The sequence below is a fragment of the Curtobacterium sp. MCBD17_035 genome (genome assembly GCF_003234815.2).
Classification (GTDB): Bacteria; Actinomycetota; Actinomycetes; order Actinomycetales; family Microbacteriaceae; genus Curtobacterium.
The window spans coordinates 1,674,751-1,688,216 of sequence record NZ_CP126279.1 but is presented as its reverse complement, the minus strand read 5'-3'; the positions used below and the strand labels follow the sequence as shown (position 1 = coordinate 1,688,216).

At 74.7% G+C, this 13,466-nt stretch carries 11 protein-coding genes; 2 read left to right on the top strand and 9 right to left on the bottom strand.

What is annotated here, in order from left to right; translation table 11 throughout:
• Nucleotides 1–3: 3 nt before the first annotated feature.
• The 8 genes from uraH to allB all read right to left on the bottom strand — a co-directional run bounded on the left by uraH (nucleotide 4) and on the right by allB (nucleotide 8,499).
• Nucleotides 4–333 carry a hydroxyisourate hydrolase gene (uraH, locus tag DEI93_RS08040; RefSeq protein WP_111120642.1) on the bottom strand — a complete coding sequence of 110 codons (330 nt, stop codon included), beginning with the start codon at nucleotides 331–333 and terminating at the stop codon, nucleotides 4–6.
• A complete protein-coding gene (gene uraD / locus DEI93_RS08035) occupies nucleotides 330–824 on the bottom strand; it encodes a 2-oxo-4-hydroxy-4-carboxy-5-ureidoimidazoline decarboxylase (RefSeq protein ID WP_111120643.1) in 495 nt (164 codons plus the stop codon). The genes uraH and uraD overlap by 4 nt, the downstream gene beginning before the upstream one ends.
• A complete protein-coding gene (locus DEI93_RS08030) occupies nucleotides 811–1,710 on the bottom strand; it encodes a MurR/RpiR family transcriptional regulator (protein ID WP_111072826.1) in 900 nt (299 codons plus the stop codon). Before DEI93_RS08030 ends, uraD begins: the two co-directional genes overlap by 14 nt.
• Nucleotides 1,707–2,984, bottom strand: a complete 1,278-nt coding sequence (locus DEI93_RS08025) for an allantoate amidohydrolase (protein WP_111120644.1) — start codon at nucleotides 2,982–2,984, stop codon at nucleotides 1,707–1,709. The genes DEI93_RS08030 and DEI93_RS08025 overlap by 4 nt, the downstream gene beginning before the upstream one ends.
• A complete protein-coding gene (locus DEI93_RS08020; RefSeq protein ID WP_111120645.1) occupies nucleotides 2,981–4,228 on the bottom strand; it encodes a pyridoxal-phosphate-dependent aminotransferase family protein in 1,248 nt (415 codons plus the stop codon). Before DEI93_RS08020 ends, DEI93_RS08025 begins: the two co-directional genes overlap by 4 nt.
• An 81-nt stretch (nucleotides 4,229–4,309) precedes the next feature.
• A complete protein-coding gene (locus tag DEI93_RS08015; protein WP_258372361.1) occupies nucleotides 4,310–5,956 on the bottom strand; it encodes an AtzH-like domain-containing protein in 1,647 nt (548 codons plus the stop codon).
• Nucleotides 5,946–7,130 (bottom strand): acetamidase/formamidase family protein, encoded by a 1,185-nt coding sequence (locus DEI93_RS08010; protein ID WP_375334755.1) that lies wholly within the window; start codon nucleotides 7,128–7,130, stop codon nucleotides 5,946–5,948. Before DEI93_RS08010 ends, DEI93_RS08015 begins: the two co-directional genes overlap by 11 nt.
• Nucleotides 7,123–8,499, bottom strand: a complete 1,377-nt coding sequence (allB, locus tag DEI93_RS08005; RefSeq protein ID WP_111120646.1) for an allantoinase AllB — start codon at nucleotides 8,497–8,499, stop codon at nucleotides 7,123–7,125. The genes DEI93_RS08010 and allB overlap by 8 nt, the downstream gene beginning before the upstream one ends.
• Nucleotides 8,500–8,781: 282 nt before the next feature.
• Here allB and DEI93_RS08000 point away from each other — a divergent pair, with 282 nt between their 5' ends.
• The gene (locus tag DEI93_RS08000) at nucleotides 8,782–9,660 is read left to right on the top strand and encodes an FAD binding domain-containing protein (RefSeq protein ID WP_111120647.1); all 879 of its coding nucleotides are present in this window, start codon (nucleotides 8,782–8,784) and stop codon (nucleotides 9,658–9,660) included.
• Nucleotides 9,657–12,443 (top strand): molybdopterin-dependent oxidoreductase, encoded by a 2,787-nt coding sequence (locus tag DEI93_RS07995; protein ID WP_111120648.1) that lies wholly within the window; start codon nucleotides 9,657–9,659, stop codon nucleotides 12,441–12,443. The genes DEI93_RS08000 and DEI93_RS07995 overlap by 4 nt, the downstream gene beginning before the upstream one ends.
• A gap of 49 nt (nucleotides 12,444–12,492) precedes the next feature.
• On the opposite strand, the gene DEI93_RS07990 is transcribed toward DEI93_RS07995, so the two are convergent.
• Nucleotides 12,493–13,296, bottom strand: a complete 804-nt coding sequence (locus DEI93_RS07990) for a ferritin family protein (protein ID WP_111120649.1) — start codon at nucleotides 13,294–13,296, stop codon at nucleotides 12,493–12,495.
• Nucleotides 13,297–13,466: the final 170 nt, after the last annotated feature.

Below are 13,466 nucleotides of genomic sequence, written 5' to 3'. Positions count from 1 at the left end.
GGGTCAGCTCCCTCGGTAGGTGGAGTAGGCGAACGGACTGATGAGCAGGGGCACGTGGTAGTGGCCCGCCGGGGATTCGGGCACGACGAAGGTGACGTCGACGCGCGGGTGGAATACGGGGAGCCCGAGTCGCGCCCAGTGCTCCCCCGTGGCGAACGTCAGCGTCCACGCGCCGGGCGGCAGGAGGTCCGGGCCGAGGTCCCCGACCCGGCCGTCCTCGTCCGTCGTGCCGACCGCGACCACGGAGCCCGCGGCGTCGGTGAGCGTGACGGCGATGCCCGCGGCGGGCCTCCCGTGCGTCGTGTCGAGGACGTGGGTGCTGAGGTGGCTCATCCGATGCTCCGTTCGAGTCGGAGCAGGGCGATCGCGCGGAGCTGCTCCGCGACCTCGGCCCGCTCGGTGTCGTCGTCGTTGTCGAGTCGCCGTCGGAGCTCGGCGAGGATCTCGGGGGCCGTCCGGCCGGCGGCGCGGATGAGGAACACCCGGCCGAACCGCGCCTCGTACGCGACGTTGCCGTCGCGGATCGCGGTCGCGGTCGTCGCGTCCGCGTCGGCGGAGGCGGCCTGCTCGGTCCGTGACGCCGCGGCGCTCGCACCCGTGCCGGTGGGCCGGTCGCCGATGCGGGGGTGGTCGGCCAGCGCGGCATCGACCTCGTCGTCGGTCCAGCCGGCCGCGAGGTCGCCGGCGCGCTGCGCGAGCGCGGCGGCGGTCGCGTACGGACGGGCGGCCACGACCGCGTCCACCCAGCGCGGGACGTCGGCCCAGCTCCGGACGAGCGCCGCGGCGGCGTCCGGGTCGAGGGCGTCGAACTCAGGCACGTCCATGGCGGTCCTCCCCCGGGTGCCGCTGCGGGCCTCCCGGTCGTCCTGTGGGGCGCCGACGGTCGCCCTCGTCGAGTTCGCCGAGCGCGGCGTAGGTGCTGGCGATGGCGGCGACGCGGTCGCGTCCCGCCGGGCCGCTCGCGTCGTACACGTCGTTCGCGATGGCCGCGACGACCGCCGCCATCGCGGCGAGGCTGTCGAAGGCGGACGGCGAGTCGACCGGACACAGCACGAGGGTGCGTGCGGACGCTGCGAGCACCGCCGCGGTCGGGTCGGCGATGACGACGACGTCGGCACCGTTCGCGACGCACTGCTCGACGAGCGCGCCGACCACCGCGGCGTGCCGACGCACGGTCACGACCACCACGAGGTCCTCGGCCCCGACGTCGGCGACGTCCTCGCCGACGCTCTGGCCCGCGGAGGGAGCGAGTCGCACGTCGGCGCGGACCTGGGCGAGCTGGGCGCGCAGTTGGAGCGCGATCGGATGGGCGTTGCGGACCCCGACCACGGTGACGCGTCGGGCGTGCACGATGCGGCGCGCGAGTCCCGCCCGGTCGGCCCGGCCGAGGGAGGCGAACGCGGCGTCGAGGTTCCGGCGTTCGACCTCGCGCGCGTCGACGTGCGCGGCGTCCTCGGCGGACCAGGGCAGACCGGCACCGCGGGCGGCCATGAGTGCCTCGCGGACGTCGGCGGCGTCGCGGTAGCCGAGCGCGCGGACCAGCCGGCTGACGGTCGCCTTCGACGTGCCGGCCTCGGCCGCGGTCTCCGCCGAGGTGCGGAGGACGAGGAGCTCGGGGTCGTCCCGGACCACGGCCGCGACCCGTCGTTCGGCCGGGGTGAGGTCGTCCCAGACCCGGGCGATCCGACTCCGGAGGTCCGGCGCCGTCACGGGCCGACCTCCGCCGCCGCCAGCGCCTCGACCGCGGCGACGAGCGCGTCGAGCCCGAGGGCGATGTCCGCCACCGACACGAACTCGTCGGGGTGGTGGCTGATGCCGTCCGGGTTCCGGAGGAACAGCATCGCGACGTCCGTCACGAGGCCGAGCGACATCGCGTCGTGGCCCGCCTTCGAGAACAGCTCCGGTGGGGTCGGTTCGCCGGTCGCCCGGATGCCCGTCCGGACGGCGTCCATGAGCCGCGGTGCGCAGAACACGGCGGGGGCGGCGTGCACCTCGGTCGGCGTGATCGTCAGGCCGCGGCGCTCCGCGATCCGGTCGAACTCCGCGACCAGGGCGTCCCACACACGGTCCCGTCCGTCGTCGAACTCGCCCCGGAGGTCGACGGAGAGCCGCGCGTGCCCTGGGATGACGTTCACCGCGCCGGGTTCGACCGTCATGGTGCCGACGGTACCGATGTGCTGCTCGGCCACGCAGGTCCGTTCGACCGCGAGGGCCACCTCGGCCGCGCCGAGCAGCGCGTCGTGGCGCATCTCGTACGGTGTCCCGCCCGCGTGCCGGGCCTCCCCCACGACCTCGACGCTGAACCGTCGCGCAGCGGCGATGCTCGTGACGACACCGAGTGCCTGCCCGGACCGGTCGAGGAACGGGCCCTGCTCGATGTGGGCCTCGAGGTACCCGGCGAGCGATCCGGCGTCGACGGCGGCCTCCCCGACCCGGGCGGGGTCGAGCCCGAACGCGGTGAACGCGTCGCGCAGCGTCGTGCCGTCTCCGTCGGCGAGGTCCCACCACGCGTCGTTCCACACGCCGGCGACCGCGGAGGAACCGAGGAGTGCTTTGCCGAAGCGGGTGCCCTCCTCGTCGGAGAACGCGACGATCTGGATCGCGAACGGCAGGTCGTGGACGCGGTCAGCGAGCAGCTCGACGAGCGCGATGCCCATGAGCACGCCGACGATGCCGTCGTACCGTCCGGCGTCCACCACGGTGTCGAGGTGCGAGCCGACGAGGAGCACCGGTCGGGGGTCACCGTCGGCACCGAGCGCCGCCACCCGTCCGTGCAGGTTGCCCGCGGCGTCCTGCCACGTCCGCAGCCCCGCCTGCTCCATCCACCCGGCCGCGATCGTGTTCGCCCGCGCGTGCTCGGGCGACAGGTACACGCGGCGGATGCCGCCCTCCATCGAGGTCACGGCGGCGAGCTCGTCGCAGCGGTCGGCGATCGTCGCGGCCCGTGCCGCTGCCGGACGGGAGGCGCGCGTCGGCTCCGTCACCGTGCCTGCCGGTCCGCGGTCGGCGTCGCGCGCTCGCCCGCGTAGACGTCGAGGGCGGCGTCCACGCCGCCCCCCTGCGGGACCGCGACGCCCGCACGACGGAGGCACTGCTCGAGCGCGGCGAGGGTCGTCACGACGGCGTCCTTCCGGGCGTTCACCCCCATCGTGCCGATCCGCCAGACGCGACCGTGCAACGGCCCGAACGAGGTGCCGATCTCGATGCCGTGGTCCTCGAGCATGGCGGAGCGGACCCGGTCGCCGACGACGCCCTCGGGGATCTCGACCGCGACGACGTTGTGCATCTTGTGGGCGACGTCGCCGAACACCCTGAGGCCGAGCGCGCGGACCCCCTCGAGCATCGCGGCGCCGGCCAGGGCGTGCCGGGCGGCGAAGGCATCGCGCCCCTCGTCGAGGAGCACGCGGGCGCACTCCCGCGCGGCGTAGAGCATGCTCGTGGCCTCGGTGTGGTGGTTGAGGCGTCGCGGCCCCCAGTAGTCGAGGACCATGCCGAGGTCGAAGTAGTTCGACCGGATCGGGTCGTCCTGCACGTCGTCGCCCGGCTCGCGGATGCCGGCCTCGACCGAGTGCCGTGACCGCACGACCGCGACGGCGGCGTCGGACAGGCTGAGGGGCGCACTGCCCGAGGGACCGGACAGGCACTTCTGCAGGCCCGCGGTGACCGCGTCGATCCCCCAGGCGTCCATCTCGAACGCGTTGCCGCCGAGGCTCGCCGTGGCGTCCGTGTAGAGCAGGACGCCGTGCCGGGCGCAGATCGCGCCGAGCTCGTCGAGCGGTTGGTTCATCGTCGTCGACGTGTCGCCCTGCACGATCGCCAGGACCGTGGGCCGGGTCGCGATGATCGCCTCCTCGATCACGGACGGCGGGAACACCTGGCCCCAGTCGGTCGTGATCGTGTGCACCTCGGCCTGCGCGCGGGTGGCGATCTCGACGAGCAGGTGGCCGAAGCGCCCGAACACGGGCACGAGCACCCGGTCACCCGGCGCCAGCAGGGACACGAGCGCGGCCTCGGTCCCGGCGCGCGAGGTGCCGTCGACGAGCACCGTGGCGTCGTTGTCGGTGCCGAACACCTGGCGGTACAGGCCCTGCGTCTCGGTCATCGTCGCGGTCATCCACGGGTCGTACTGCCCGACGAGCGGGGTCGACATCGCCCGGAGCACGCGCGGGTCCGCGTTGACCGGGCCGGGACCCATGAGGAGTCGTGCGGGCGGGTCGACTGGCTGCATACGTGTTCCTTCCGTTCCACGGTCGACGCTACTGGGCCGGTCGTTTCAGGCGTGTAACAGGTGCCGCCACTCGGTTGCCGCTCAGCGCCGCGGCGTGCCGAGCGACACGGCGAGGTCGATCAGCGCCACGTCGCGTCCCGGTGGGCCGACGAGGCAGACGCCCACGGGTGCGCCGTCGACCATGAGGAACGGTGCGGACACCGCGGGCAGACCGCCCACCCCGGCGACGGCCGTCATGCGGAGCGTCGCGGCACGGACCACCTGGACGTCCGCCGCGTCGGCCGTGCGCAGCGGCGCGGGGCCGGGCACGGTCGGGAGGCACAGGACCCGTCCGTCGAGCTCGGTCCGGACCGCGGTGCGGAGCTCGGCGAGTCGGCGGCGGGCCGTGGCCTCGGCCGCGGCGTCCACGGCGGCGGCCGCGTCGAAGCGGGCGAGCACGTCCACGCCGAGGGCGTCGCGGTGCGCGGTCACCCAGGCACCGTCGTTCCGCCACGCCTCGGCGGCCTGGACGACGCGGAGGGTCTCGGCGAGCTCGTCGAGCGGCGGCAGCGCGACCTCGTCGGGCTCGAGCCGGGCCGCCGCGAGCCACCGCCGGAAGGCAGCGCCGGTCGCGGGCTGGACCGCGTCGAGGAGCGCTCGGGACACGACCAGGTCGGCGGCGTCGAGGGGCGCGTCGGCGGCGTCTCGGTCCGGGGGCGCATCGGCGGGGCCGGACGCACCGGACGCGACCGCGGCGGCGCGGACGGTCGCGGCGCCCCGGGCCAGCCACCCGATCGTGTCGAACGACTGCGCGAGCGGGAGCAGTCCCTCCCGGTCCACCAGACCGTGCGTCGTCCGGAGCCCCCAGAGCCCCTGGTACGAGGCGGGGACGCGGACGCTCCCGGCCGTGTCGGTGCCGAGCGCCAGATCCGCCTGGCCGAGCGCGACGGCGGCCGCCGGGCCGGAGGTCGAGCCGCCCGGCATGCGGTCCGGCGCCGCGCCGTTCGGCGGGGTGCCCGTGTGCGCGTTGCGGCCCGCGATGCTGTAGGCGAACTCGTCGGTCCGGGCGATGCCGGTGATCGAGGCGCCCGCGTCGAGGAGGGCACGGACGGCCGGAGCGTCGGTGGTCGCCGGCAGGGCCTCGCGCTCCCACACCGGGTTCCCCGCACCGACGACCTGCCCGCGGACGGCGAACAGGTCCTTGACCGCGACCCGGACGCCGGCGAGTGGGAGCGCGGTACCGGCGAGCGGGAGCGCTGGGTCCCGTGCTCCTCGGTCCGGCGCCGGTACCGACGCGCCGGGCACCAGGGGGTCGCCGACGACGCGCCAGATCGTCCGGTCGAACGCGGGTGCCCGGCTGGTCACGTGCGCGGCGGCGATGCGCCAGGAGCCCTCCGTGCGGCGCCAGAGCTGCGTCTGGATGCCCCGGCCACCGGTGTGGACGTGCGACTCGGCCACCACCAGCACGACGTCGTCGGTGAGCGGTCGCAGCTCGGTCCGCCCGATGCTCCGCCCGGGCACACCGCCACGCGCCGAGCGGAAGGCGCTGATCCGGTCGTGTCCGACGAGCAGCCCGGCCGCGTCGGCGCGGAGGGTCTCCGGCCCCGGCTCGAAGAGCGCGTCGAGGACCGCGACGTCGTCGGTGAGCAGCGCCGCCTCGTAGCGGTCGAACGCCGCGTGCAGGCCCTCCGGCCAGCTCGGTCCGGTCACCGTCGCGCGCGGGTCGACCCCGCCGACCTCACCGGTCACGGGGCACCGCCGGACGGGGCACCGCGGCACGGGGCACCGCGGCGAAGTCGGCCACGCGGATCGTCGCGTGCACCCCGCACACGAGGTCGACGACCTGCGACACGCGGAAGTCGGTCGCGGCGCTGAGGTACGCGTACGCGATGTGCTCGTCGACACCCCACCGGGCACGGACGAGCGTGATCGCCTGGCGGACGCACCGCCGGACGGCCTCGTCGAGGTCGGCGTCGAGGCCGGTGGGCACGAGGTACTCCGCGGTCTCGCCGAGCGGTCCGGCGAGCTCACCGAACTCCTGCAGTGCGCGTTCCCGCGGCACGACGTCGACCCGGAACGTGGCGCGGAGCGAGGCCTCCATGGCGGTGAGCGCGACCTCGCCGTCCCCCTGTGCGAAGTGCGGGTCGCCGACGTAGACCCCGGCGCCCGGGACCTGCACGGGCAGGTGCAGTGTCGTCCCGGCGGTCAGCAGCGCGATGTCGAGGTTGCCGCCGTGCGGCCCGGGCGGCACCGAGTGCGGGCGGAGGTCGTCGGACACCTGCACGCCGACGATGCCGAGGAACGGCCGGAGCGGGAACGTCACGAGGCGCGGACCGTCCTCGGCGACCGGCAGACGGCCGCGCAGTTCGCCGTCGCGCTCGACCACGTCCGCGAACACGCTCACCGGGAGTTCGCCGCGCGGCATCTCGCCCGGGAGCGCCCCGCGGCCGTGCCGGTTCGACACGATCCCGTACGGCACGCGGGGCAGCGCCTCGAGCAGCGTCATCGACACGAGGTCGCCGGGCTCCGCGCCCGCGACGGCGACCGGCCGCGAGACCACGTGCGGCCCGTCGACCGGGTCGCGACGGAGCTCCTCGGTGATCGCGACGGCGTCGTCGAGCACGAACTCCCGCGGGACGCCGTGCCGGGCGAAGAACGCCACCGGATCGCCGCCCTGGTCCGCGAGGATCCCCTCGTGGCTCACGGTGTCGAACGTCACGGTGTCGCCGGGCTGCACGGTCGTGACCGGCCGGTCGTCACGCGCCGGGAGGCGCCCCCACAGCACGTCGCCCGGTCGCGCTTCGACGAGGTGGTCGCCCCGCACCGGTCCGGTCCCGGGTTGCAGGACGCCGTCCGGGAGGACCGTCCCCCACTCCGTCACGTCCGCCCGCTCCACGGCGCGTCCCCCCTGCGGCTCAGGCACGGCGGAGCAGCCGTCCTGCGACCGCGGTCACGCCCTGGTCGGCGGTCGCGACCTGCGCGCCGTGCAGCCACGTGCGCGTGACGCGGCCACGGAGGGTCCGTCCGTCGTAGGCCGAGATCGGGTTGCGGTGCTCGAGCGCCTCGACGTGCACGGTGTCCTCGGCGTCGGGGTCGAACTCGACGAGGTGCGCGACGGCGCCGGGCGCGATCGCCGCACGGTCGGTCACGCCGACGAGGGCGGCCGGCCCGGTGGTGAACGCGGGCACGATCCGCTCCAGCGGCACACCTCGCCGGGCCGCCTCGGTCCACGTCGCGCGGAACCCGACCTGGAGGCCCGCGATGCCACCCCAGGCGAGGCCGAAGTCGCCGCCGCTCCCCCGCTTGAGGTCGACCGTCGACGGCGAGTGGTCGGTGACGACCATGTCGATCGTGCCGTCGAGCAGGCCCGCCCACAGGGCGTCCTGGTTGCCCGCCTCGCGGATCGGCGGGCAGCACTTGAACTCGGTCGCGCCGTCCGGCACGGACTCCGCGTCGATCGTCAGGTAGTGGGGGCAGGTCTCGACCGTGATCGGCAGGCCCTCGTCCTTGGCGGCGCGGAGCATCGGCAGCGCCCCGGCGTCGGACAGGTGGAGGACGTGCGCCCGTGCCCCGGTCGCGCGGACGCCGTCGATCACCCGGGCGATCGCGTCCTCCTCGGCGGCCGGTGGCCGCGACGCCAGGAACGCGCCGTACCCGGTGCCGAGGGCTCCGCCGTCCGCGAGGTGCGCGGGGTCCTCGGCGTGCACGATGAGCACGCCGTCGAACGCGGCGATCTCCGCCAGTGCACGCCGGAGCTGGTCGGCGTCGAGGTGGCCGAACTCGTCGACGCCCGAGGGTGCCAGGAAGCTCTTGAAGCCGTACACGCCGGCGTCCCACACGGGCCGGAGCGCACCGAGGTTCTCGGGGACGGCGCCGCCCCAGAACCCGACGTCCACCGCGACCCGACCCTGGGCCCGCTCCCGCTTGACGGCGAGTGCGTCGACGGTGGTGGTCGGGGGCACGGAGTTGAGCGGCATGTCCACGATGGTCGTGACCCCGCCGAGCGCCGCGGCACGGGTGGCCGACGCGAAGCCCTCCCACTCCGTCCGGCCCGGCTCGTTCACGTGCACGTGCGTGTCGACGAGCCCCGGGAGCAGCACGCGGCCGGCCGAGACCTCGACGACCGGCACCTCCACCGGTGCGTCGAGGGGCAGCACGGCGTCGACGAGGCCGTCCCGCACGAGGACCGTGGCCGGACGGAACCCGCCGTCCGTCCAGACGCGGTGGCCGCGGACGGCGACCGGCGCGGTCGCGTGCACCGTGCCTCCCGGATCGGTTCGCTGAGGCTGCATGTCGGGAGGATCGCACAGCCGTGTTTCCGGCATGTCTCGGCGGGTGGGCCGACACCCCGCCAGCCGTAACCGGGCGGAAACACGCCGACCCCTCGGCCGAAACACGCCGACCGTAGCGTCGCTGCACACGAGGTCCGGCGGCGAGCCCGGATCCGGGACGGGAGGTCGCCATGGTCACGCACCGACGACCGCTCGCGGCGTGGAACCGGGGCATGATCGCGCACGGCCGAGGTCCGGTCGTCCCGCGCGTCCCCGTCCCCCTCCCGCAGATCGGATCCGTCCATGGACCTCGTCACCGTCCGCACCGTGCGGACACCCACACACCGCGACGACCTCGCCCTCGCACCCGGTGAGCGACCGCTCGGCGGCGGCACCTGGCTCCACTCCGAGGAGCAGCCGGGCCTGACCGGGCTCGTCGACCTCACGACGCTCGGCTGGCCCGACGTGGAACGCACGAGTGAGACGCTCACGATCGCCGCGACCTGCACGATCGCCACCCTCGTCCGCACCACCCCCGACCCGGACTGGACCGCGTGGCCGCTCGTCGGTCGGTGCGCGAACGCGCTCCTGGCCTCGTTCAAGATCTGGAACGCGGCGACGGTCGGCGGCAACGTCGCGGTCGGGCTCCCCGCGGGAGCGATGATCGCACTCCTCGCGACGCTCGACGCGACGGCCGTCGTGTGGACCCCCGACGGGGCCGAGCGCCGGACGGCCGTCGAGCACCTCGTGCAGGGCGTGCGGACGCTCGACCTGCGGGACGGCGAGGTGCTGCGGGCGTTCGAGGTCCCGGTCGCCGCGCTCCGCCACGAGACCGGGTACCGACGGGTGTCGCTCAGCCCGCACGGACGGTCGGGGGCGCTCGTCACCGCGCGCTGGGGGCGTCCGGGTCGGTCGGGCCCGCCCGGGTCCTCCGGCGTCCCCGGCGGCTTCACGCTCGTCATCACCGCCGCGACACCGCGCCCGGTCGTGCTCCGGTTCGACGCGGTCCCATCGCACGACGCGCTGGCCGCCGTGCTCGCCGACGTCACCGACTGGTACGACGACCCACACGGGAGCCCCGCGTGGCGCCGCGCGGTCAGCGTGCGGTTCGCACACGAACTCCGGGACGAGGCCGCCGCGTCGGTCGGCGGCCCCACCGGCCGGACCGGGGAGGCGTCGTGAGGCTCCACGTGGACGGCGCCGAGCTCGAGGTCGCCCCGCAGCCCGGTCAGGTCCTCCGGACCCTGCTCCGCGAGCACGGCGTGACGGCCGTCAAGAAGGGCTGCGACTCCGGCGACTGCGGTGCCTGCTCGGTCCTCGTCGACGGCACACCCGTGCACGCGTGCATCACGCCGGCCCATCGGCTCGACGGTGCGACCGTCACCACCGCGGCGGGGCTCGGGACGCCGGAGGACCCGCACCCCGTGCAGCGTGCCTTCGCCGACGCGGCCGTGTTCCAGTGCGGGTTCTGCACCGCCGGGTTCGTCGTCACCGCATCGACCCTGACCGAGGACGACCACGCCGACCTGCACCGGAAGCTCAAGGGCAACCTCTGCCGCTGCACCGGCTACCGGGCGATCGAGGACGCGCTCGCCGGTGTGCGGAACACCTGCACGCCGACCACCGGCGACGCCGTCGGCACCTCGGTGGCCGCCCCGGCGGCGATGCGCATCGTGACGGGCCGCGAGGAGTACACGCTCGACGTCCGGAAGACCGAGGCGCTCCTGCACGTCGCGGTGCTCGGCAGCCCCCACCCCCACGCACGCATCACCGCGATCGACGTCACGAACGCGGAGGCCCTGCCCGGCGTCCACGCGGTCCTCACCCACCACGACGACCCCGGTGTCCTGTTCTCCACCGGACGCCACGAGTCGCGGCTCGACGACCCCGACGACACCCGCGTGTTCGACCGCGTGCTGCGGTTCCGCGGGCAACGCGTCGCGGCCGTCGTGGCGGACAGCGTGCGCATCGCCGAACAGGCGTGCGAGCACATCCGCGTCGAGTACGAGGTGCTGCCGAGCGTGCACGACCCCGACGCCGCCCGCGCTCCGGGCGCGCCGCTCCTGCACGGCGACAAGACCACGGACGAGCACCGGATCGCGGAGCCGGGTCGGAACGTCGTCGCCGCGTTCCACGACGAGACCGGGGACGTCGAGGCCGCGCTGGCCGCATCGGCAGCGACCGTCGAGGGCGAGTGGACCACCGGCCGGGTCTCGCACGCAGCGCTCGAGACACACGCGACCCGCGGGTGGTTCGACGACGACGGCCGACTCGTGCTCCGGACCTCGACGCAGGTGCCGTTCCTGGTCCGCGACGAGATCGCCCGCGTGTTCGGACTCGACCCCGAGCGGGTGCGGGTGCTCGCCAAGCGGGTGGGCGGCGGGTTCGGCGGCAAGCAGGAGATGTTGACCGAGGACCTCGTGACGCTCGCCGTCCTCCGGACCGGTCGGACCGTGCAGTACGAGTACGCGCGACGCGACGAGTTCACGATCGCCCCGACGCGGCACCCGATGCGCGTGCGGGTCCGACTCGGTGCGACCGCTGACGGGGTCCTCACGGCCCTCCATGTCGACGAGACCATGGACACCGGCGCCTACGGCAACCACGGCATCGGCGTCATGTTCCACTCGGTGAGCGAGTCCGTCGCCGTGTACCGGTGCGCGGCCAAGCGCGTCGACGCCGAGTCCGTCTACACGAACAACCTGCCCGGCGGGGCGTTCCGCGGCTACGGACTCGGGCAGGTCGTGTTCGCGATCGAGTCCGCCATGGACGAACTCGCGCGCCGCCTCGGCATCGACCCGTTCACGATGCGCCGCAGGAACGTCATCGTGCCGGGTGATCCGCTCGTCGTCACCGACCCCGACGAGGAGTCCGACCTGCACTTCGACGGCAGCTACGGACTCGACCAGTGCATCGACCTGGTCGAGGACGCCCTGCGGACCGGACCCGACACCGCCGCGCGGGATGCCCTCGTGCCGCGGATGGACGGCCCCGCGCTCGACCCCGCGTCCGGCGACTGGGCGTTCGGATCGGGCATGGCGCTGGCGGCGATCGCGACGCTGCCCCCGCGGGGCCACCACGCCCACGCCACCGTGGCGCTGACGCCCGAGGGGCGCTACCGGATCGGCGTCGGGACGGCCGAGTTCGGCAACGGCACGACGACGGTGCACGCGCAGCTCGTCGCAACGGCGCTCGCCACCACGCCCGACCGCGTCGACATCCACCAGTCGGACACCGACGCCGCCCGGCACGACACGGGTGCGTTCGGCTCGGCCGGGGTCGTCGTCGCGGGCAAGGCCCTGTACGCGGCCGCCCTCGACCTGCGCGAGGCGATGACGGCCCGGGCCCTCGACGTCGTCGCAGCGCGGACTCCGCGGACGGCGTCGGGCATCCTCGGGCCGAGCGTGTCCGTCGAACCGGACGGCGTCCGGATCGGGCAGGAGTTCGTGTCCGCCGCGGAGCTCCTCGCCGACGGTCCCCTCGTCGCGCACGGCCACCACGACGGCACGCCGCGATCCGTGGCGTTCACGGTGCACGGGATCCGCGTCGCGGTGCATCGACCGACGGGCGAGGTCCGGATCCTGCAGAGCGTCCAGGCGGTCGACGCGGGCACCGTGATGAACCCCGAACAGCTCCGCGGCCAGGTCGAGGGCGGCACCGCGCAGGCGATCGGCTCGTCGCTGTACGAAGAGGTCGTGCTCGACGACACCGGCCGCGTCACGACCGACAGCTTCCGGAACTACCGGGTCCCGAAGATCTCCGACGTGCCGCGGACCGAGGTGGTGTTCGCCGTCACGCACGACCCCCTCGGGCCCCTCGGCGCCAAGTCCATGAGCGAGGCACCCTACAACCCCGTCGCGCCGGCCGTGGCGAACGCGGTCCGCGACGCGATCGGCGTCCGTCCCCACCGCCTCCCGATGACCCGGGACCGGGTCTGGGCGCTCGCGAACGGGGAGGCGGGCTGAGCGGGGTGGTCGGCACCGCATCGCGGGTGCGCCTGACGGTGCGCGCGGGTCAGCTCGCCGCGTCGATCGCCACCTCGGGGCCGAGCAGGTGCGGACGGTCGTCCGGTTCCGACGGTTCGCGGGAGTGCCCGCCCCAGAGCGCTGACCGCGCGACGGAACGGAACCGCCGGAGTGCTCGACCCCAGTAGCCGAGCGGTCGCCGTCCGCATGCACGGAGCGCCTCGGCGTGGTCGACGCACAACACCGTCGCAGCTCCGACGGCGACGACCCACCACGCGACCCCGACGGCGGCCCTCGTGAGGTCGGAGGCGTCGGCGAACCCGGCTCGGAGTCCGTCGACCTGGAACCGGAGGTGCTCCCGTTCGTCCGTCCGGATGCGCTCGCCGATCCCGCGCAGGATCGGATCTGGCGCGTGGTCCGCGAGCGCTTCGAAGTACTCGACGGACACCGCTTCGGCGATCATGAACAGCGCGATCTCGGTGCGCAGCCCGAGCAGACGTCGCAGTCGGGTGAACGCCGAGTCGGACCAGTGCCGCCGGAGCGAGGGTGCGCCCATCCGGCGGAGGCCCACGCCGAACAGCGCGGAGTGCTTCTGCTCCTCCGACACGAGCAGCTCCAGGGCCCGCGTGTACACGGGGTCGCCGGCCGCCGTCGCCTTGGACAGCAGCCGGACCCCGTCGCCACCCTCACCGAGCTCGAGGCGTTGGAACGACCTCACCAACCCACGCCGCTGCCGGTCGCTCAGCACGACGGAAGCCGACCGGTCCCAGTCCCGTTCGAGTCGCTGCTGTCGCGCGGTGTTCGCCTCGAAGTACGCGACCCAGGGGTCGAACCCCGACGACTGCGCGTCCACCAGCGCTGTTCGTGCAGGGTGCTCGGTGCCTGCTGCGGTCCATGTCGTCCCCGCCGCGCTCGACCTGTCGTCCATCACAACTCCCCTCCGTCGGACCGCTGCCGGTCCGCTCCGTCGACGCGCCTCGCTCCGGTGTCGGACCGGGCGCTGGTGGGACGATCGTCGTCGTC

Coding starts and splice junctions, on each gene's coding strand:
- uraD (WP_111120643.1), bottom strand. CDS start 824: ATGGACGTGCCTGAGTTCGACGCCCTCGACCCGGACGCCGCCGCGGCG.
- allB (WP_111120646.1), bottom strand. CDS start 8,499: ATGCAGCCTCAGCGAACCGATCCGGGAGGCACGGTGCACGCGACCGCG.
- DEI93_RS08020 (WP_111120645.1), bottom strand. CDS start 4,228: ATGCAGCCAGTCGACCCGCCCGCACGACTCCTCATGGGTCCCGGCCCG.
- uraH (WP_111120642.1), bottom strand. CDS start 333: ATGAGCCACCTCAGCACCCACGTCCTCGACACGACGCACGGGAGGCCC.
- DEI93_RS08000 (WP_111120647.1), top strand. CDS start 8,782: ATGGACCTCGTCACCGTCCGCACCGTGCGGACACCCACACACCGCGAC.